Source organism: Enterococcus devriesei, assembly GCF_001885905.1.
Lineage (GTDB): Bacteria > Bacillota > Bacilli > Lactobacillales > Enterococcaceae > Enterococcus_A > Enterococcus_A devriesei.
Map to the genome: position 1 here is coordinate 1 of NZ_JXKM01000016.1, position 18,015 is coordinate 18,015.

The 18,015-nt window shown below is 41.9% G+C and carries 18 protein-coding genes; 10 read left to right on the forward strand and 8 right to left on the reverse strand.

Annotated elements, in window-relative coordinates; all coding sequences use genetic code 11:
• Positions 1 to 287 precede the first annotated feature (287 nt).
• From rsxC to RV00_RS14575, 3 genes are all read left to right on the forward strand, one after another.
• Positions 288 to 1,604, forward strand: coding sequence for an electron transport complex subunit RsxC (gene rsxC, locus RV00_RS14565; RefSeq protein ID WP_071863287.1), 1,317 nt, complete (start codon positions 288 to 290; stop codon positions 1,602 to 1,604).
• Positions 1,604 to 2,593: an RnfABCDGE type electron transport complex subunit D gene (locus tag RV00_RS14570; protein ID WP_071863288.1), complete on the forward strand. Its 990-nt coding sequence runs from the start codon at positions 1,604 to 1,606 to the stop codon at positions 2,591 to 2,593. Before rsxC ends, RV00_RS14570 begins: the two co-directional genes overlap by 1 nt.
• 156 nt (positions 2,594 to 2,749) lie before the next feature.
• Positions 2,750 to 3,310, forward strand: a complete 561-nt coding sequence (locus RV00_RS14575) for a histidine phosphatase family protein (protein ID WP_071863289.1) — start codon at positions 2,750 to 2,752, stop codon at positions 3,308 to 3,310.
• A gap of 31 nt (positions 3,311 to 3,341) precedes the next feature.
• On the opposite strand, the gene RV00_RS14580 is transcribed toward RV00_RS14575, so the two are convergent.
• From RV00_RS14580 to RV00_RS14590, 3 genes are all read right to left on the reverse strand, one after another.
• Positions 3,342 to 4,247, reverse strand: a complete 906-nt coding sequence (locus RV00_RS14580) for an L-lactate dehydrogenase (protein WP_071863290.1) — start codon at positions 4,245 to 4,247, stop codon at positions 3,342 to 3,344.
• Positions 4,248 to 4,315: 68 nt separating this feature from the next.
• On the reverse strand, positions 4,316 to 4,765 hold the full coding sequence (gene nrdI, locus RV00_RS14585) for a class Ib ribonucleoside-diphosphate reductase assembly flavoprotein NrdI (RefSeq protein ID WP_071863291.1): 450 nt from the start codon (positions 4,763 to 4,765) through the stop codon (positions 4,316 to 4,318).
• 514 nt (positions 4,766 to 5,279) lie between these two features.
• Positions 5,280 to 6,431 (reverse strand): hydroxymethylglutaryl-CoA synthase, encoded by a 1,152-nt coding sequence (locus tag RV00_RS14590; protein ID WP_071863292.1) that lies wholly within the window; start codon positions 6,429 to 6,431, stop codon positions 5,280 to 5,282.
• Positions 6,432 to 6,664: 233 nt separating this feature from the next.
• Here RV00_RS14590 and RV00_RS14595 point away from each other — a divergent pair, with 233 nt between their 5' ends.
• Positions 6,665 to 9,082, forward strand: a complete 2,418-nt coding sequence (locus RV00_RS14595) for a hydroxymethylglutaryl-CoA reductase, degradative (RefSeq protein ID WP_071863293.1) — start codon at positions 6,665 to 6,667, stop codon at positions 9,080 to 9,082.
• 100 nt (positions 9,083 to 9,182) lie between these two features.
• Here RV00_RS14595 and RV00_RS14600 read toward each other — a convergent pair whose 3' ends face one another.
• Positions 9,183 to 10,250, reverse strand: a complete 1,068-nt coding sequence (locus RV00_RS14600; protein WP_071863294.1) for an endonuclease/exonuclease/phosphatase family protein — start codon at positions 10,248 to 10,250, stop codon at positions 9,183 to 9,185.
• Between the two features lie 128 nt (positions 10,251 to 10,378).
• On the opposite strand from RV00_RS14600, the gene RV00_RS14605 reads away from it, so the two are divergent.
• The gene (locus tag RV00_RS14605) at positions 10,379 to 10,960 is read left to right on the forward strand and encodes a GNAT family N-acetyltransferase (protein ID WP_071863295.1); all 582 of its coding nucleotides are present in this window, start codon (positions 10,379 to 10,381) and stop codon (positions 10,958 to 10,960) included.
• Between the two features lie 54 nt (positions 10,961 to 11,014).
• Here the strand turns inward: RV00_RS14605 and RV00_RS14610 are convergent, their stop codons facing one another.
• Positions 11,015 to 11,536, reverse strand: a complete 522-nt coding sequence (locus RV00_RS14610) for an LURP-one-related/scramblase family protein (protein ID WP_071863296.1) — start codon at positions 11,534 to 11,536, stop codon at positions 11,015 to 11,017.
• Positions 11,537 to 11,559: 23 nt separating this feature from the next.
• The gene (locus tag RV00_RS14615) at positions 11,560 to 12,423 is read right to left on the reverse strand and encodes a Cof-type HAD-IIB family hydrolase (protein WP_071863297.1); all 864 of its coding nucleotides are present in this window, start codon (positions 12,421 to 12,423) and stop codon (positions 11,560 to 11,562) included.
• A 151-nt stretch (positions 12,424 to 12,574) separates the two neighbouring features.
• Here RV00_RS14615 and RV00_RS14620 point away from each other — a divergent pair, with 151 nt between their 5' ends.
• From RV00_RS14620 to RV00_RS14635, 4 genes are all read left to right on the forward strand, one after another.
• Positions 12,575 to 13,255, forward strand: a complete 681-nt coding sequence (locus tag RV00_RS14620) for a uracil-DNA glycosylase (protein ID WP_071863298.1) — start codon at positions 12,575 to 12,577, stop codon at positions 13,253 to 13,255.
• A 158-nt stretch (positions 13,256 to 13,413) separates the two neighbouring features.
• Entirely contained in the window at positions 13,414 to 14,394 is a 981-nt protein-coding gene (gene pta / locus RV00_RS14625) for a phosphate acetyltransferase (protein WP_071863299.1), read from the forward strand.
• Positions 14,395 to 14,550: 156 nt separating this feature from the next.
• A complete protein-coding gene (gene tsaE / locus RV00_RS14630; RefSeq protein ID WP_071863300.1) occupies positions 14,551 to 15,018 on the forward strand; it encodes a tRNA (adenosine(37)-N6)-threonylcarbamoyltransferase complex ATPase subunit type 1 TsaE in 468 nt (155 codons plus the stop codon).
• Complete coding sequence (locus RV00_RS14635; protein ID WP_071863301.1) at positions 15,015 to 15,536, forward strand: GNAT family N-acetyltransferase; 522 nt, start codon at positions 15,015 to 15,017, stop codon at positions 15,534 to 15,536. The genes tsaE and RV00_RS14635 overlap by 4 nt, the downstream gene beginning before the upstream one ends.
• 35 nt (positions 15,537 to 15,571) lie before the next feature.
• On the opposite strand, the gene RV00_RS14640 is transcribed toward RV00_RS14635, so the two are convergent.
• Both RV00_RS14640 and RV00_RS14645 read right to left on the reverse strand, forming a co-directional pair.
• Entirely contained in the window at positions 15,572 to 16,105 is a 534-nt protein-coding gene (locus RV00_RS14640; protein ID WP_071863302.1) for a 3'-5' exonuclease, read from the reverse strand.
• A 75-nt stretch (positions 16,106 to 16,180) separates the two neighbouring features.
• Positions 16,181 to 16,936: an exodeoxyribonuclease III gene (locus tag RV00_RS14645; protein ID WP_071863303.1), complete on the reverse strand. Its 756-nt coding sequence runs from the start codon at positions 16,934 to 16,936 to the stop codon at positions 16,181 to 16,183.
• A 114-nt stretch (positions 16,937 to 17,050) separates the two neighbouring features.
• Between RV00_RS14645 and RV00_RS14650 the strand changes: the two genes are divergently transcribed.
• The gene (locus RV00_RS14650; protein WP_071863304.1) at positions 17,051 to 17,962 is read left to right on the forward strand and encodes a Gfo/Idh/MocA family protein; all 912 of its coding nucleotides are present in this window, start codon (positions 17,051 to 17,053) and stop codon (positions 17,960 to 17,962) included.
• Positions 17,963 to 18,015 lie beyond the last annotated feature (53 nt).

Sequence of the window (18,015 nt, forward strand, 5' to 3'; positions counted from 1 at the left end):
GAGATTAGGACGTCGCCACGCAGTTAAGACTATTCATAATATGGATAGTCTTTTTTGTTGTTTAAATTTTATCTAGCGTTGTTTAAATTTTATCTAGCTATGAATACTAATCACGGATAGCTGAAGGTGTGGCTTGCACTGGGAAAGTCAATTTTTAAATTTTATAGATTCGATCATTCGATAACTTTTTTTTATTAACTAATCCTTCTTTTTAGGTATGGGATATTATTTTTAGTTGAAAAATGTTCATGTTATACTAAAATTAAGAAGAAAAATGGGGGATTATGATGGTAAATCGGGCGTTTAAAGGTGGGATTGATCTTCATCAGGATCAAGCGTTACACCTAAGAGGAATTGATAATTATAAAAGGGTAGAAAGTATTTATCCTAAAAAAGTTTATATTCCAATCCAGCAGCATATTGGTGATCCGGCGGAGGTGACTGTCTCAGTTGGTGAGAAGGTTTTTTTAGGTCAAACGATTGCTAAAATGGATGAGGGATTGGGAGCCAATATTCATGCGAGTGTTTCGGGAAGGATTGTTGGAGTCGAAGAAATCGATCAAGGTCAAGGGGATGAAATGACTTGTATCGTGATCGAAAATGATTTTCAAGAACAACCTAAGAAAATCTATCATGATAAGATTGAGGAATTGTCACCAGAAACGATTGTTGAAAAAGTGGAAGCTGCAGGTGTTGTAGGTTTAGGGGGAGCGACTTTTCCCAGTCATGTAAAACTTAATCCCAAAGAAGATATTCATACCTGTATTTTTAACGGTGCGGAATGTGAACCGTTGCTAATGGCGGATGCCGCTTTAATGGTAAATCAGGGAGATCAACTCATTAAAGGCTGCAAGCTTGTATTAAAGGCTGTAGGAGCCAATGAGGGAATCATAGCGATTGAAGATGATAAGCAAGAGGCAATTGAAGTTATGAAAGAATTATGTAAAGATATTCCAACTCTTTCAGTTATTGAAGTACCTTCTGTATACCCGCAGGGAAGCACAGAAATGTTGTTTAAAACGATTACCGGAAAAGAAGAGCCCCCAGATGGATCAACAAGAGATTTAGGCTATTTGGTCATTAACGTCGCTACAACGGTTGCTGTTTCTGAAGCAATTGACCCTGGCATTCCATTAAGTTATCGGATTTGTTCTGTAGTGGGAGATGTGATGCAGCAAAAAAATGTTTACTTTCCGATTGGAACTTCGATTCAAGACATGATCGATTTTTGCGGTGGGTTTGATGGGACCCCTTCAAAAATTATTACTGGTGGCTTTATGATGGGGAGAACGGTAGATACGTTGGCAGCTTCATTAACAAAATCAGCGAATGGCTTGATCGTGATAAATGAAAAGCATGACCAAGACAGTACGCCTAGTCCTTGTATTCTATGCGCTCGTTGTGTAGAAGTTTGCCCGGTAGGTCTGTTACCACATCAACTTGAAAAAAATTATTTAAAGAAAAACTGGAAGCGGCTGGAAAAACTATATGTCGAAAGCTGTATTAATTGTGGTTGTTGTACCTATATTTGTCCGGCGCGTCGTCATTTAGCGGAGCATATTGTGGCAGGGCAGCAAGCGCTGAAAGAGAGGCGGGAATCGTAATGGAGAAAAGATCGGCATTTGAAGAAGTACGTAGCCAGCGTTATCCTATGATGGAAGCCTCACCACATTTATTATATCGAGAAAAAACGGATCATCTGATGAAATGGGTACTAATTGCTTTACTGCCAAGTGTCTTGGCTTCGATTATTTTCTTTGGTTTGCGCTCATTGTTACTGTATATAATTTCTGTCGCAACGTGTTTAATCGTTGAGCTATTATGGTTCAAGCTGCGGAAAAATTCTTTGCCAAAAGATTATTCGGTAGTCGTAACAGGTGTCTTGTTAGCGATGAGTTTGCCAGCGAGTGTTCCGTTGTGGTATCCGATTTTAGGGGGCACGATAGGGATTCTTGTAGCGAAGGAATTATTTGGCGGAATCGGCAGAAACTTATTGAATCCGGCGCTAACTGGGCGGGCCGTACTACGCTTGGTTTTTGTGAAGGAAATGTCTGAAAATGTCCAACCACGTCCGATATTTTCCCTCGATGGTTTAGATGTTGTATCCTCGGCAACGCCATTAATGGATGCGAAAGCGGGGATAGGACTTTCGGGGGAACAAATGCTCGACAGCCTGACCGGGTTGATTGCCGGTAAAAATGCAGAAACAGCTGCTATCCTATTGCTTCTAGGTGGATTATTTTTACTTTACAAAAAGGTCATCACTTGGCAGATTCCCTTCTCTATGTTGGGAACGATTATTCTGTTGGCCTTCTTTTTTGGAAAAGGAGATCCGACGATTGTGTTTGCACATGTCTTTGGCGGTGCGACGATGTTGGGAGCTTTTTTCATGGCGACGGACTACAGTACGTCACCGACTACCCCCAAAGGTGAAATTATTTACGGGATTTGCTGTGGAATTTTATTAATGCTGTGGCGCCAATTCAGCTCGATGCCAGAGGGAATGACCTTTATCTTGCTGATTATGAATTGCTTCGTCCCACTAATTGATCATTTAATTATTCCGCGGGTCTACGGGGTTAAAAAGTCCTAATCATTTTCAAAAAAAGTAGACGTTCTTTCATTCTAGTGATAAAGTGGTATGGTCACTGGCTATTACCAGTTTATTACGCTGCATCTTTTTGAAAATAGAATGAAATCAGTTTCAGTGTTTTTCATTTTTTGAGCTAGATTAGAGAGGGTTGTTATAGTGCTTTACGTTGCAAGACATGGAGAAACGGAATGGAACCATAAAGGAATTATTTCAGGCAGAAGCGATATTGCTTTATCAGAGGTCGGCTATCAGCAGGCGGAGCTATTAGCAAAGGAAGTCGCTAATTTATCACAACCAATCACAAAAATTATTCATTCACCGCTTCAACGTGCAAAGGAAACAGCACGGATTGTGGCGGAAAAAAATAAGTTACCCATGAGCGTTGACGAACGTTTGATTGAATTAGATTATGGCGACTTTGATGGAACGAGTGATCAGCAGTCAGTTTATTTGCAGTTGCGGACACAGTTTGCGGTGCGATATCCCAATGGCGAATCACTAATGGATGTTTATGCTCGTATCGTTCCATTGCTAACTGAATTGGAGCAAGACCAAGAAAATACCTACTTGTTGGTTTGTCATAACTCGGTGATACGCGCGATGAAAAATTATTTTGAACCATTGGAGAATGAAAAAGTCTTCAATTATCGGACGCCAAACGCGAAATTGATCTCATTTGATTGGGAGAAAGGGTCCACAATTATTCAAAGCGCTTAAAAGGCTGGACAATGCGTCCAGCCTTTTTTCTTTAAATCGTTTCGTACATTGTTTTTATCGTTTGGATGGTGAGCTGCCATTTTTGCTTTTCGGCTGCTGTCAGGTTGAGCGGGATCGATTCACTGATTCCTCTAATCGAAACCTTGGCAGGTGAGCCGGCGTAGCACTTTTCAATTGGTTGATAATGGCTAACGGGCACGATCAGCTGATTATCATTTAAGATCGCTTCGACGATTCGTGCGGCCTGAATGGCAATCCCATAAGAGGTATAGCCCTTTCCTCTGAAAGTGGTCCAACCACCTTTGCGCGCTGCTGCATCAAGCTCTATCCGTTGTTCGCTAGTTAAACTCTCGGCGACTGGCAGACCGCCGACAGTGACAGTGGACCAAGCAACAAATTGACTTTCGCCGTGCTCACCGATTACATAGCCGTTCACGGAAGTCGGGTGGACGTTGATTTTTTCGCTGACTGCGTGCTTCATCCGAGCGGTGTCCAAAGAAGTGCCAGTACCAAAGACGCGTTCTTTAGGCAATCCGGTTAACTCCTGCAAATAGCGGGTAATCACATCGCAAGGATTCGTAATATTTAAGATAATCCCTTTAAAGCCGGAAGCTTTAATTTTAGGTGCCCACTCTTCTACGATTGTTTTTGTCAAATTCAGCTCGGCAAAGCGATCTGAATTACCATTAAGGATCGAAATATTCCCAGCGGAAAAGATCAGTACATCGGTGGTAGCTAACTCAGATAAATCTGGTGCGATCAATTTAACTTGATGTGGCTGTTCCATTTGTCCATCAACTAGATCATTTAGTTCAGCTTGGACGAGGTTTGTATTTGTATCGAATAAGACTACTTCATCAACGATTTGTTTAGCGATTAATGTATAGGCAGTGGTGCTGCCAACGTGGCCGACACCAATAATTGCGACTTTTCTCAAATTCTTCACTCCTTTAAAAAAGAATGCTACTTTAATGAGAAAATGTCAATAAAATGATGAGTAAAAAATCAGCTTGTTAAAGCAGATTTTAGACAATCATAGATACGCTCGCAATCTTTGATGGTACCCCGCAGTTCATAATCCGCTAAAAAAGGAAATCCAAAGGCCTCGCTATATTGTTTAGCAGTAAGACAGTATTGGTAATTAAAATTTTTATTGCCACTGCCGACTACGCCGAGACATTTTTGATAATTAGCCTCATAGTCCAAGTACTCCCGCATGACTTCGGTCAAAATTTCAGTATCGCCATTGTCTACGCCATTTCCACCTTCGAGATAAGTAGGAACGAAGGTAAAAAATTCTTCCGCTTCTGTTTCGAAGGGACTGTTCTCAGAGATCTCTTTACTAGTGATCAGTGGATTTTTAGCGTCTGCCTGGTGCTGTTCGGCAGCATAAGTTGTTAGTCTTTCGACAAAAGCACGGGTGTTTCCTGAAATTGATATATATAAAATATTCATTGAAATCATTCCTTCCATGGAGAACATTGTAACATGAAAAAAATCGACCAGCAAAACTGCAAACGCTTGCAAAAAGTCCGGAAATATGGTATAAAATAGGTGTAAGGGGTAGTATCCCTAAAGTTGTTAAGGATCAAAGCAACATGAAATGAATGGAGGCATTCATTTCAAGAGAGAGTGCCTAAAAGGGCAGGAAGGAAGTAGGGATTTTGAGAACTCCTTACCAAGGAATCAAGGTCTAACAGGATGAGAGATGTAGACAGTAGAACCATTTCTCTATTTAATGGTGAGGCTTAAACGAACATTCAATCACAAGAACAAAAACGTTTAAGACCTAGAAAAGAGTGTAAATATTCTAGAAACTTGGAATGAAACAAAAACACACAGCCATTAGACCTGTTAGACTATTTTTGTGCCTAAAAATAAGAGGTTGGAACAGAAGCTACTTCTGGGCCACCGTTTATACGTAAATAAGGAGCTGAGACAGTTATGTCTCAGCTCCTTTTGCGTCAAATTATTTATTGTAGTAACGAATATCGCCATCGATTTTGTTGATAGCAAAGTCGGTTGGATCGGAGAAGCTATGACTGCCTCCGTCGGTTGGTAATTTTTCGTTGAACATTTTTTCGTATTCTGCAATGGTCAAACGTTTCCGTTGGGCCAACAACGTATGATTATTTTCTGAGGTTAAATATTTTTTGTAATCTTCCATCAAGGTCATGGAGAAAAATTCGCTGACTGCACCAGAACCATAGCTGAAAAGTCCCACTCTGTCTCCCGCCACTAACTGGCTATTATCTAACAACGATAATAAACCTAAATATAGTGAACCGGTATAAAGATTGCCAACTTGTCGGCTGTAAAGGATTGCTTCGTCATAGCGAGCTTCTAAACGCTGTTGTTCTTCCTCTGGCATCTCAGGGAAAATGGCCCGTAATGCTTTTCGACCCATCTTAGTATAAGGTAAGTGGAAGGTAAGGGCAGCGTAGTCTTCACTACTTGTTTGATTGATTTTTTTATTTTGCTCCCAGATGCGTGTGAAAGAATCAATATAGATTTGATTTGAGAGATGACCATCAACCAACGGATAGTCATGACCAGCCGGGCGCCAGAAATCATAGACATCTTCAGAATAAAAGACGCTATCGTTATTAAAGGCCAAAATATGAGGCTCTTTCGTTATAAGCATTGCGACAGCGCCACAACCTTGAGTGGGTTCCCCCCCACTATTTAAGCCATATTTAGCGATGTCGGCTGCGATCACTAACACTTTGCGGTCAGGATGCAAGCTTACATAATCATGTGCTTGTTGCAAGGCAGCTGTACCACCATAGCATGCGTGTTTTATTTCAAATGAACGAGCAAATGGTTGGATATCTAACAGGTTATGGATAATGACGGCAGCAGATTTTGAAAAATCAGTACTTGATTCTGTTCCGACAATGACCATATCGATGTCCTTCTTGTCTTCATCAGTAAGAATTTTTGCAGCAGCACTTGCCCCTAAAGTAACGATGTCTTGGGTCTCAGGATTAATCGCCATTTGATCCTGTCCAAGACCAATGTGAAATTTGTTAGGGTCAGTTTCCCGCGCGTTAGCTAAATCGGTCATATCGAGATAGTAATTAGGCACTTGAAAGCTGATTTTATCAATTCCTATAGTCATATTGCTCCTCCTAGTTCTTATGATTGAATCCTTATTGATAGAATTCATTGTTTGCGGCGGATAACGATCCGCTATCGTAAAAAAAGAAATCAAGAAATAGATTTGTTCCTCTTCCATTGGTAAATATATCATAGAAAGGTCAGAATTAGGTGAGTTTGAATCTTAAGAAATTATAAAACTATCTGTGCTATACTTACGTCTGGTTTTTAAACAATTTTATTGGAGGTGCACCCTTGGAAGAAGTAGTCATTTTAAGTGCTGTACGAACACCAATTGGAAGATACAGAGGTAAATTAGCGAGCGTGTCAGCGGTAGAGCTTGGTGCAATCGTGGTGAAAGAAGCAATTAACCGGGCAGAGATCACCGGACAAGAAGTTAATCAAGTTTTTATGGGAAATGTCTTGCAAGCCGGCAATGGACAAAATGTCGCTCGTCAGGCAGCAGTGAAGGCTGGGCTTGCTTATGAAGTTCCGGCAACGACGATCAATGAAGTTTGTGGGTCGGGATTGAAATCGATTATTTTTGGTATGCAGCAGATTCAGCTTGGTGATGCTCGGGTTGTGGTGGCTGGCGGAACAGAAAATATGTCTCAGGCGCCAAAAGTGACTGGCTTTGATTATGTGACACAGGAATGGCAGGAGCCAAAGTCTAGCATGATCTATGATGGCTTGACAGATGCTTTTAGTGGGAAGCACATGGGATTAACCGCCGAAAAAGTGGCGGATCAATACCAGATCACTCGTGAGATGCAGGATCAGTTTGCCTATGATTCGCAAATGAAAGCATCACAAGCAAGCCGTGAAGGAAAGTTTGAGTCAGAAATTGTGGCGGTGCCGCTTGCAGATGGCAGCACGTTATATACCGATGAAGGCATTCGAGCCGATACGACGCTGGAAAAAATCAGCTCGTTAAAGCCAGCCTTTAAAGAAGGCGGTGTAGTGACGGCGGCAAATGCCTCAACGTTAAACGATGGTGCTTCGGCGGTTGTTTTGGCTTCAAAAGCTTACGCGATTGAACATGGCTTGGATTATTTAGCAGAGATTAATGGCTATAGTGAAGTCGGAATCGACCCTAGTATCATGGGTGTTGCACCTGTTTCGGCCATCAACCAGCTGCTACAGAAAGTAAATCGGACCACAGCAGATATCGATCTGTTCCAAATCAATGAGGCTTTCGCGGCAGCATCGGTGGCGGTTCAAAAAGAGTTAGCTTTGCCGGATGAACGGGTTAATATTTATGGTGGAGCAATTGCCTTAGGCCATCCGATTGGTGCCAGCGGGGCCCGAATCGTGACGACCTTGCTGTCTGAGCTGATACAAGAAGGAAAACAACGTGGCGTTGCCAGTCTTTGTATCGGTGGCGGCTTAGGCTTGGCCTTAATGGTTACAAAAGCGGAGGATCAGGAGACAGCCAAAAAAAAATTCTACCAGATGACGCAGGCGGAACGTTTGGCGTTATTGGTTAAAGAAAAAAAGCTGTCAGCTAAAGAAGCAGCCCAATTAGCCAGTGAAACAGTTTTACCAGAAAAGATTGCGAATAATTTGATTGAAAATCAAATCAGTGAAGCATCGATTCCTTTAGGCGTCGCACAAAATTTTGTGATTAACGGTAAAAAAAAAATTATTCCAATGGCAACAGAAGAACCGTCTGTCATTGCGGCAGCTAGTAATGCCGGAAAAATTATTGCAAAGGCTGGCGGATTAACAACGCGAGTCATTGGACAAGCGATGACGGGGCAAATCGTTTTACGCAATGTTTCAGATTTAGTAGCCGCTAAAAAATGCCTTCTACACAATGAGACTTTATTTTTTAAGACCGCTGAAACGAGTTATCCTTCGATCTACCAAAGAGGCGGCGGATTACGATCGATTGCGATTAGAACTTTTGCGGAAGGGTATCTGTCACTTGATCTTGTGGTAGATACAAAGGACGCGATGGGTGCCAATATCGTGAACACGATGTTAGAGGCGGTCGCTCAAGAAGTACGGCAGCTATTGCCTGAATCGGATGTACTATTTAGTATTTTAAGTAATTATGGGACGGGATCGCTGATCGAGGCTCGTTGTGAATTGCCTTTCAGTCAGATTTCGGCTGAATTAGCAGAGAAGATCGCTGCTGCAAGTGATTATAGCAAGCTTGATCCTTATCGAGCGGCGACACATAATAAAGGAATCATGAATGGCGTCGATGCGATCGTCTTAGCGACCGGCAATGATACCCGTGCTGTGGCAGCGGCTAGTCACGCGTATGCAGCTCGTAACGGTCGTTATGAAGGCTTAAGTGAATGGTCTATCCAAGCAGACAAACTAATCGGCCAGCTAGTCATGCCAATGAAAGTTGGGATCGTTGGGGGCGCCACAAAAGTTTTGCCGAAAGCACAAATTGCTTTAAACATATTAGAAGTAACTGACGCGGCTGAGCTAGGTGAAATCATTGTAGCGGTGGGACTTTCCCAAAATTTAGCAGCGATTCGGGCCTTAGTGACAGACGGAATTCAAAAAGGCCACATGGCGATGCAAAGTCGTTCCCTTGCTATTTCGGCAGGGGCGACTGAAAATGAGATTGCTGAAGTAGCCAAACAATTGCGTCACTCCGAACGAATGAACTCGGCGACCGCTGAAACGATCATCCAGCAGATTCGAGAAGGTTAGTCGCTAAAAAAGCCGAGACAAACATTGTCTCGGCTTTTTTACTTATAAACGATGATTTAGAGGTAGTTTCTCTCTTAATCTCTTTAGTCGGAGGTAGCGATTATTTCAAACTAAAGTCTAAATAAACTGGATTATGATCAGAATACTGGAACGCCATATCTTTGACATGGAGATCCTTCACCTGAATGTTGTCTGAAAGTAAGAAACCATCAATCAAGGTCGTATAGGTGTGCCCTTTTTTATAAGGCTCATTTAAGGCTCGAGCCGAAGGGATTTTTTCTTCGGCTAAATTGCCATTAGGCAGGTGAAAACCTGCTGGCAATTGATCTTTAGGAAACGGATGAGTCCATGTTTCGCGCTTTTTACTTGTATTAAAGACTTCAGGGCTATTACCTAAAACGTCGTGATTATAATCACCGGCCACCATAACATAATTGCCTTTTTGATATTCAGTTTCCATTACATCAAAAATTTTTTTCAATTGCGCGGCTTGCACGGAACGATCCTTTGTGAAAGCAGATAGATGTGTGTTGATAGCAATCAGCTCATGATTCCCTTTGACCGGGATACGGCTGACGGTAAAAGCGCGATCCAAATCAAAGAATTTATTGAAATTCGTTTCGATCGGTAATGAATAACGTTTACTGCTAGTGATCTCAGCGTGGCTCAAGGTGACTAAGCCTGATTTGGCTTGGCCGATGGGATCCGTAAAAGGATAGAATAAATAAGACGAGTCGTAATTTTGCCCATAAAGACTGTTATAGGTGGGTAAATGTTCTTTCAACCAAGCGACCTCATCGACATGCTGCGAGCGATCCCCTGATTGGTCAACTTCTTGATAAAAAGCTAGAGTCGGAGCCACGTCTTTGGTCGTATTGACGATGCCTTGCATATTTTCTTCAACGGTCTTTTTATCATAAGCCCGTGAATATTTTCCACCATCCATAAAAAAGCTATAGCTTGGAGGGTAGGCACCATAGCCGATATTATGGCTCATGGCACGATAGGTTTTATTTGTTTCCAAGACCTCATTGTGCTGGTTATGCGGCTTTAAGGTCAGGTTGTCAGGTAAACGATCGTAACTAGCGAATAAATAAATCAAATAGCCGCCGAAGACGACGATAATTGCGATGACAATCCCCAAAATAATTTTTATAAATTTTTTCATTGGTATTCCTCCCGCATCAATCATAGCAGACTTTTCAGCGATCACAAAGTATCCTCACTTTCGTAAAAAAGCGCCTCATGTTACACTAGATGGGTAGTGTTAAACGTTATTAAAAGAGAGGTTTTAAAATGATTCGATTTGCAAAAAAACAAGATGGTGCAGCGGTAGCTAAATTAATACTGGTTATTTTAAAGGACATGGAACTGGATTTTTTAGAAGAATTTGGCGAAGAGAGTGCTTTAAAAGTAATCGCGTCTTGCTTTACTGACCCAACCTATCGTTTTGGTTATGCCCGTGGCTTGGTCGAAGAGATCGACGGAAAAATCGCTGGTGCGGTCTTTGGTTATCCTGCTAGTCAAGAGGCAATCATTGATCTGCCACTGCAAAATTATTTGCGGTCACAGGGCATTGAAGAAGAAATCAATATGTTTATTGATCCAGAAGCGTTTCCGAATGAATGGTATTTAGATTCGATCGTGGTAGATGAGCGTTATCGCGGACATGGAATCGGCTCAAAGTTATTAACGGCGGTGGATCGTTTAGCGACTCATGAAGGAGAGACGGTCATTGGCTTAAATGTTGATAAAGCCAATCCTAATGCCAAACGCTTATATTTACGTGATGGCTTTCAGGATGTCGGAGAAATCATGATCAGTGGACACCAGTATGATCATATGCAGCGAGCGGTCAAAACACGCGATCGCAGCTAGGAAAAAAGAATTTTTAGAGAAAACAGAGGATGGGCCGATTAGGCTCATCCTCTGTTAGTTTTGTGAAAAAGTGATCTCTAGAGCTGTCTCTTTCTCCCTGCGTTTATTGCGATTGTAGAGCCAGTAGTCCATGACGGCTGCGACGCAGATACAAACGGGTGCATCGGCAGGATCAGTGACATCTAGCGCATAGTAATCACCGGTCAGTAAGGTTGCTTTGTCCATCGTCATAACCGGCTGATTAAAGTGATTGATTTTATATTGATGATTATAAATATCCCCATAAACAGCCCAATGAAGCTGTTGGATGTAGTAAAAATCCCCTGGCCAATGAAAAATTTTATGAAGCACACCGACTTTAGTGTGATCCTGATAAATTTCAAATTTTCGACCGAGAATTACGCTGGCTTGCTTGATGTAAGCCACGATCTGCCCATCCATCGCATAGAGAGACAGCACATTGCCTTTACGCCCCCAGTGACCTACCATTAAATAAAGAGGCACACCCTTACTATCTTTCACAATCGTACGGGTCACCGAGCTTAATTGTTTTTCTTGAATAAAAAATTCGGTCATGTTGATTCACACCTTTGTTTTTATCACTCAGAAAGGATTTTTTCGATTGCCGTTGCGACACCATTTTCTTCATTCGTATCCGTGACGTGCTTTGCGATTTTTTTAATCTCTAAAGCGGCATTGCCCATCGCATAGCTGTTGCCGGCATAAGTCAGCATCGAGACGTCGTTGAAATTATCACCAAAGGCCATAACTTCGTCTGAAGTAAAGCCGCGTTGTTCAGCAAATTGTTTCAAAGCGATCCCTTTTTGGGCATTGACATGATTGATTTCGATATTGGTTAATTCAGAAGCCGCGATGGCTAGGTCGCCGATTTCTTCTAATTCAATCGTGACTTTCTTTAGCCGCTCTGGGCCATTTTTATCAAAAGCGATGATCTTCAAGACGTCTTCACCGGTTTCTTTTAAGGTTTGGCGAATATTCTCGACATAATCGATCGGCGTCAAGGTCAAATGTTCCGAGGAAGCGGCGATCGCCATTTTTTTCGATAGTTCAGGATCTCTGCTTAACAGATGTTCTGAAACAAATTCGATCCGCATGGATTGGTTCTCTGAATAGACGTGGTCTGCGGTGAAAATCTCGTAGTATAAGCCAGCCTTTTCAATGGCATCCATTACGGCAAGTGTTTTTTGTAGACCTATGGGAATTGTGAAAATCGTTTCACGTTGGGCATTCACCACGTGAGCGCCATTTAATAAAATCATCGGTACATGGATCTTCGCTTCGTCTAAAGAAATCTTCGCATGACTCATTCCACGACCGGTTGCTGTAATAAACTCAATTCCTTGTGCTTGAGCCTTTTTGATGGCTTCGATATTGGCTGTCGGAACCCGCATATGATTGTTTAATAATGTCCCGTCCATATCGGAGGCAATAAGTTTGATCAAAATTGTTCACCTAGCTTTCTTATCATTCACCGATAGTGTACCATAATCCCAGAGAGGATAACCATGTCGGATTTATTCTTAAAAAAGAATTAGCTGAGTAATTGAAAAATGAACAATAAGCCAGCAAAAAAAATCATTAGGAGTGTACGCTGTGAAAGAAATCATCCACAATGAGTGGCAAACCGTTCTGGCAGACCAATTCCAAGCGCCGTATTATTTGAAACTGCGAGAATTTTTAAAAGATGAATACCGGACACAAAAAATCCATCCGGATATGTATCATATTTTTGAAGCCTTGGAATTGACGCCTTATGATCAAGTGAAAGTCGTAATTTTAGGACAGGATCCTTATCATGGCGTGGACCAAGCCCACGGCCTTTCATTCTCAGTTCAGCCAGGGGTTAAGATCCCGCCGTCTTTGCGGAATATTTACAAGGAAATGGAAAGTGATCTTGGAATCCCGCCTGTCCAACACGGGAATTTAGTTAGCTGGGCCAAGCAAGGGGTGCTGATGCTGAACACGGTGTTGACGGTCAGAGAAGGTCAGGCTTATTCTCATCGGGGCCAAGGCTGGGAGCAATTGACAGACGCAATTATTGAACGCTTGAATGAGCGAGAAAAACCGATTGTGTTTATTTTATGGGGCAAGCCGGCGCAAGAAAAAATAAAAATGATCGATACCACAAGACACGCGATCATCAAGTCGGTTCATCCATCGCCATTGTCGGCTCATCGTGGCTTCTTTGGGTCAAAACCATTTTCCCAAACCAATCAAATCTTGCAAGAATGGAATGAGCAGCCGATCAATTGGCAGCTGCCTGAAACAGTGTAGTATGACAACGGTTTCTGTTATAGAGACAGATTGTGAAAAGGTTCTTCATTCAAGTTTATTGGATTCTAATTAGTAGTACAGATGTTTTATTCTGTCCTTTTCTTTTCTTGTGAATTGTTGTATGATAAGTAAGAAATAAATTTCTGGAGGGTTTTATCGTGGATCTATTTGATAGTTTAAAATTTAAGATTATTCGCCGTAACATTAAAGTGGCATTTCCTGAAGCAACGGACGCACGGATTTTAGGAGCAGCTTCACGTCTAAGAGCTGAGGAACTAGTGGAACCAATATTGATCGGAAACGTGGATGAAATTGAAAAAGCTGCGAACGCTCGTGGAATCGCTTTAGGCAATTTTACGATTATTGATCCAGATCATTTTGATCGTTGGGATGAAATGGTGGAAGCGTTTGTTGAACGTCGTAAAGGTAAAGTAACCAAAGAAGATGCTGAAAAAATTCTTAAAGATGAAAATTACTTCGGCACAATGCTGACCTACATGGGCATCACTGATGGTATGGTTTCTGGTGCGATCCACTCAACCGGGGATACTGTCCGTCCAGCGTTACAAATCATTAAAACCAAACCTGGCATTAGCCGGACAAGTGGCGCTTTCTTAATGGTTCGCGGCCGTGACCAAGAGAAATACTTATTCTCTGACTGTGCCATCAATGTGAATCCAAATGCGCAAGAATTAGCAGAAATCGCTGTCGAATCAGCAAAAACCGCTGAACTATTCGATATCGACCCTAAAGTTGCTATGATGAGCTTTTCAACTAAAGGCTCTGCCAAAGCACCTGAAGTGGATAAAGTAGCAGAAGCAACCAAAATCGCACAAGAATTAGCTCCTGATTATTTAATCGATGGTGAATTACAGTTTGATGCAGCTTATATTCCTGGTGTGGCACAATTAAAAGCACCTGAATCAAAAGTAGCTGGACAAGCGACAGTCTTCGTTTTCCCAGAATTACAATCAGGAAACATCGGCTACAAAATTGCACAACGCTTCGGTGGCTTTGAAGCTATTGGACCAATCTTGCAAGGCTTGAACAAACCAATCTCTGACCTTTCTCGTGGTTCAAACGAAGAAGATGTTTACAAATTATCTATTATTACTGCAGCTCAAACATTGATGAACTAAGCTTTATTCATTAAATAGAACAAACAGTAAGGCAAGAATCCATTTTAGGATTCTTGCCTTTTTCTGGTTGTTCCGGATCAGTTAAAAAGCATCTTTTCCTTTTCTCGCAGCTCACAAATCGGTATACTGATGGGTGTAGAAAAGAGGGGAATCAGCGTGATAACGTTAATAGATACAGCAGCAACTGAAGAATTAGGAAAGATCATTGGCGCGGCGGCTGAGCCTAGCGATAATTTAGTCTTGACCGGCGATCTTGGAGCGGGAAAAACGACCTTGACGAAGGGGATCGCTTTAGGTCTAGGGATCGATCAAATGATCAAGAGTCCGACGTATACAATCATTCGCGAATATCAGCAAGGGCGTTTACCGCTTTATCATATGGACGTGTATCGAATCGAAGGGGGAGCGGACGATCTCGGTTTAGATGATTATTTTGAGGGCGATGGGCTTTCGGTAATCGAGTGGGGCCGACAACTAGGGGAATACGTGCCAGAGGATTATTTGGAGTTGGTTCTTTCCAAGGATGAACAGGATGAGAATCTGCGCCGAGTCGAATTAACACCTCATGGAACAGCGGCGAAAAACTTTCAAGTGCGCATCATGGAAGCGTGGGAAGAAAAATGAGTGAAGTAGAGATTACTTTACGTGAAGCGATTCCCGTGGACGCAAAAGAAATATTACAAGTCAGCCGCCAAATCGCGGAGGAGACGGATTTTTTGATCATGGATGAAGCGGGGCTGGGACTTAGCGAAGAATTATTGAGTCTGCAGTTAGCTGATCTCTACGAAAGTGAAAATAATCTATTGTTAGTAGCGTTAGCGGATGAAAAGATTGTCGGAATGGCTTCTGTTAAAGCAGCACCAGAATTTACGGTCTCTCATATTGGCGAACTAGGGATCAGTGTCTTAAAAGAATTTTGGGGCATTGGTTTAGGCTCTGCATTATTGGATGAGGTGATCTATTGGTGCGAAACTGTTTCGCCGTTAGCTCGATTAGAATTGACCGTGCAAAAAAGAAATGAACGAGCGATCCACTTGTACCAAAAATTTGGTTTTGAGATGGAAGCAATCATGCAACGAGGGGCACGAGACGCGCAAGGAGCGTTCTTGGATGTTTTATTAATGAGTAAACTGATCAACTAAAAAAAGACTGTTCATCGAGAACAGTCTTCGTTTTATCACATCGGTAAAACTAATTTTTTTAAAGGATCGACCCCAAAATGATCTTCTTGATAAAGCAGGATCTTCGCACAGGCGCGGCTATCTTCCAACGCATCGTGGTGATGTTCCAAAGGGATCGCCAATTCGTCACAGACCGTGTTCAAACGATGATTAGGCATCTCTGGAAATAGCTTACGGCTTGTCCGCACGGTACAGAGGGAAAGATAGGATGGCTGCTGAATGCGATAGTAATCAAGGCAGCCTGCTAAAACTTTCGTATCAAAGCCAGCGTTATGAGCGACAATCAAGCGGTTTTCTTGATAGTATTGTTTAATTTCTTGCCATACATCTGGGAATTTCGGCGCTTCAGCCACGTCTTCGGGATGAATTCCGTGAATTTGGATATTTTTCCAGAAGAAGTCTGTCTCAGGTTTGATCAACGAATAGTATTCGCCGACGATTTGACTATTTTTTACCATAACCAAAGCTAACGAGCAGGCGCTATGTGCCTCGTAAGTCGCTGTTTCAAAGTCCATTGCGATAAAATTCAATTGATTCACCTCTTCGCCAATGTTTTAACACATTTTTTTCTTTGTGTCCGTTTTAATGGACCAGCTTTACTCTTTTTAAAGATTAATGTCTAATTCAACGGGACAATGATCGCTGCCAAAGATTTCTGTATGGATTTTTGCGTCTTGCAACTTGTCTTTCAAATCTTCGGAAACGACAAAATAGTCGATCCGCCATCCGGCATTGTTTTTGCGGGCATTGAAGCGGTAGCTCCACCAAGAATAAATGCCTGCTTGATCGGGATAGAAGTGACGGAAGGTATCAATATAGCCATTCTCTAATAAGATACTGAATTTTTCACGTTCTTGCGGAGTGAAGCCGGCATTTTTCTGATTGGTCTTCCAATTTTTTAAATCGATATTTTCATGGGCGACATTCAAATCACCACAGAAGATCACCGGTTTCTTTTCCTTTAGGCCATTGAGATAATTTAGGAAGGCTTCTTCCCAAGTCATCCGATAGTCTAGTCGTTTCAATTCATTTTGCGAATTTGGCGTATAACAAGTGATAACAAAATATTCGGGGTATTCCAGCGTGATCAGGCGGCCTTCTTGATCGTGTTCTTCGATGCCTAAACCATAGGTCACATTCAGCGGTTCGTGCTTGGTAAAAATGGCCGTACCAGAGTAGCCTTTTTTCTCGGCATAATTCCAATACTCATAATAGCCGGGTAGATCCATTTCGATTTGACCAGCTTGCAGTTTAGTTTCTTGTAGACAGAAAAAATCAGCGTCCAACTTATTGAAGTCTTCCATAAAATTCTTTTTCATCACGGCTCGCAAGCCGTTGACGTTCCAAGAAATTAATTTCATTATCCATTCCTCCGTAACATTTGAGATGAGTTAATTGTAACGAAAAAAGGCAATAAAGCAAAGTTGCCGGTCTAGCATTTCATCAAAAAAAACGATCAAAAAGGAGTCTTAACTATGAAAATCGGAGTTATCGGCATCGGGGGTATCGCCCAAAAAGCCTACTTACCAACCTACGCGAAAATGCGTGATCAGGCAGAATTTATTTTTGCTACGCGAAATGAAGCGACGCGCAAAAAAATTGCGGATGAATACAGTTTTGCCAAAACAGTTGTTACCATTGACGAGCTTTTAGCGGAAAAAATCACCGCTTGTTTTATTCATGCGGCGACAAAGGTTCATTTTGAGCTGGCAAAAAAATGTTTGGAGGCCGGTGTAGCAGTTTTCATGGATAAACCAGTTAGTGAAAATTATCAAGAAGTTCAAGCATTGGATGACTTAGCTAAAGAAAAAGAACTGTTATTCATGGTAGGTTTTAATCGCCGGTTTGCACCAATGGTCGAGCAGTTGAAACAGTTGCCAGAAAAACGAGTAATCCAGTTGCAAAAAAATGAGCCGAGTCATGGGATGGATTCGCAATATGGAATCTATGATTTATTTATTCATTTAGTGGATACAGCGGTGTACTTACTGGATGATGAGATCATGAGTGTTCATTCTAAGCTTCGTGAAGAAAAAGGGCAGATGGTCTATGCGCAAATGCAGCTTTCCACGGCCACAACTGAATGTATTTTGTCGATGGATCTGATGAGCGGCGGTAAGCTGGAACGCTATCAAGTCAGCTCGCCGGAACAAACGATGGTTTTGGAGCAGCTAACTGATCTAAAGATCAAACGGGGACAAATAGAAGAAGTACACCGCTTTGGCGATTGGACCACAACTTTAGAAAAACGCGGCTTCCAACAACTAGTCCAAACATTTATTGCGACTTTGCAGGGGAAGGCTGTCGATTTGCGTCAAGAAAATGTTTTGCTTAGTCATGAATTATGTGCCCAAATGTTGCGTCAGCATATTCGCCACCAACTATAAGGGGTGGTAAGATTTTTTACCACGTGCTAAAATAGCAAAGATGTTTGAAAAAT

Bases quoted from the DNA above. Each gene is read 5' to 3' on its own strand.
- rsxC (WP_071863287.1), top strand. From the start codon at position 288: ATGGTAAATCGGGCGTTTAAAGGTGGGATTGATCTTCATCAGGATCAA.
- RV00_RS14570 (WP_071863288.1), top strand. From the start codon at position 1,604: ATGGAGAAAAGATCGGCATTTGAAGAAGTACGTAGCCAGCGTTATCCT.
- nrdI (WP_071863291.1), bottom strand. From the start codon at position 4,765: ATGAATATTTTATATATATCAATTTCAGGAAACACCCGTGCTTTTGTC.
- RV00_RS14590 (WP_071863292.1), bottom strand. From the start codon at position 6,431: ATGACTATAGGAATTGATAAAATCAGCTTTCAAGTGCCTAATTACTAT.
- RV00_RS14600 (WP_071863294.1), bottom strand. From the start codon at position 10,250: ATGAAAAAATTTATAAAAATTATTTTGGGGATTGTCATCGCAATTATC.
- RV00_RS14605 (WP_071863295.1), top strand. From the start codon at position 10,379: ATGATTCGATTTGCAAAAAAACAAGATGGTGCAGCGGTAGCTAAATTA.
- RV00_RS14610 (WP_071863296.1), bottom strand. From the start codon at position 11,536: ATGACCGAATTTTTTATTCAAGAAAAACAATTAAGCTCGGTGACCCGT.
- RV00_RS14635 (WP_071863301.1), top strand. From the start codon at position 15,015: ATGAGTGAAGTAGAGATTACTTTACGTGAAGCGATTCCCGTGGACGCA.
- RV00_RS14645 (WP_071863303.1), bottom strand. From the start codon at position 16,936: ATGAAATTAATTTCTTGGAACGTCAACGGCTTGCGAGCCGTGATGAAA.
- RV00_RS14650 (WP_071863304.1), top strand. From the start codon at position 17,051: ATGAAAATCGGAGTTATCGGCATCGGGGGTATCGCCCAAAAAGCCTAC.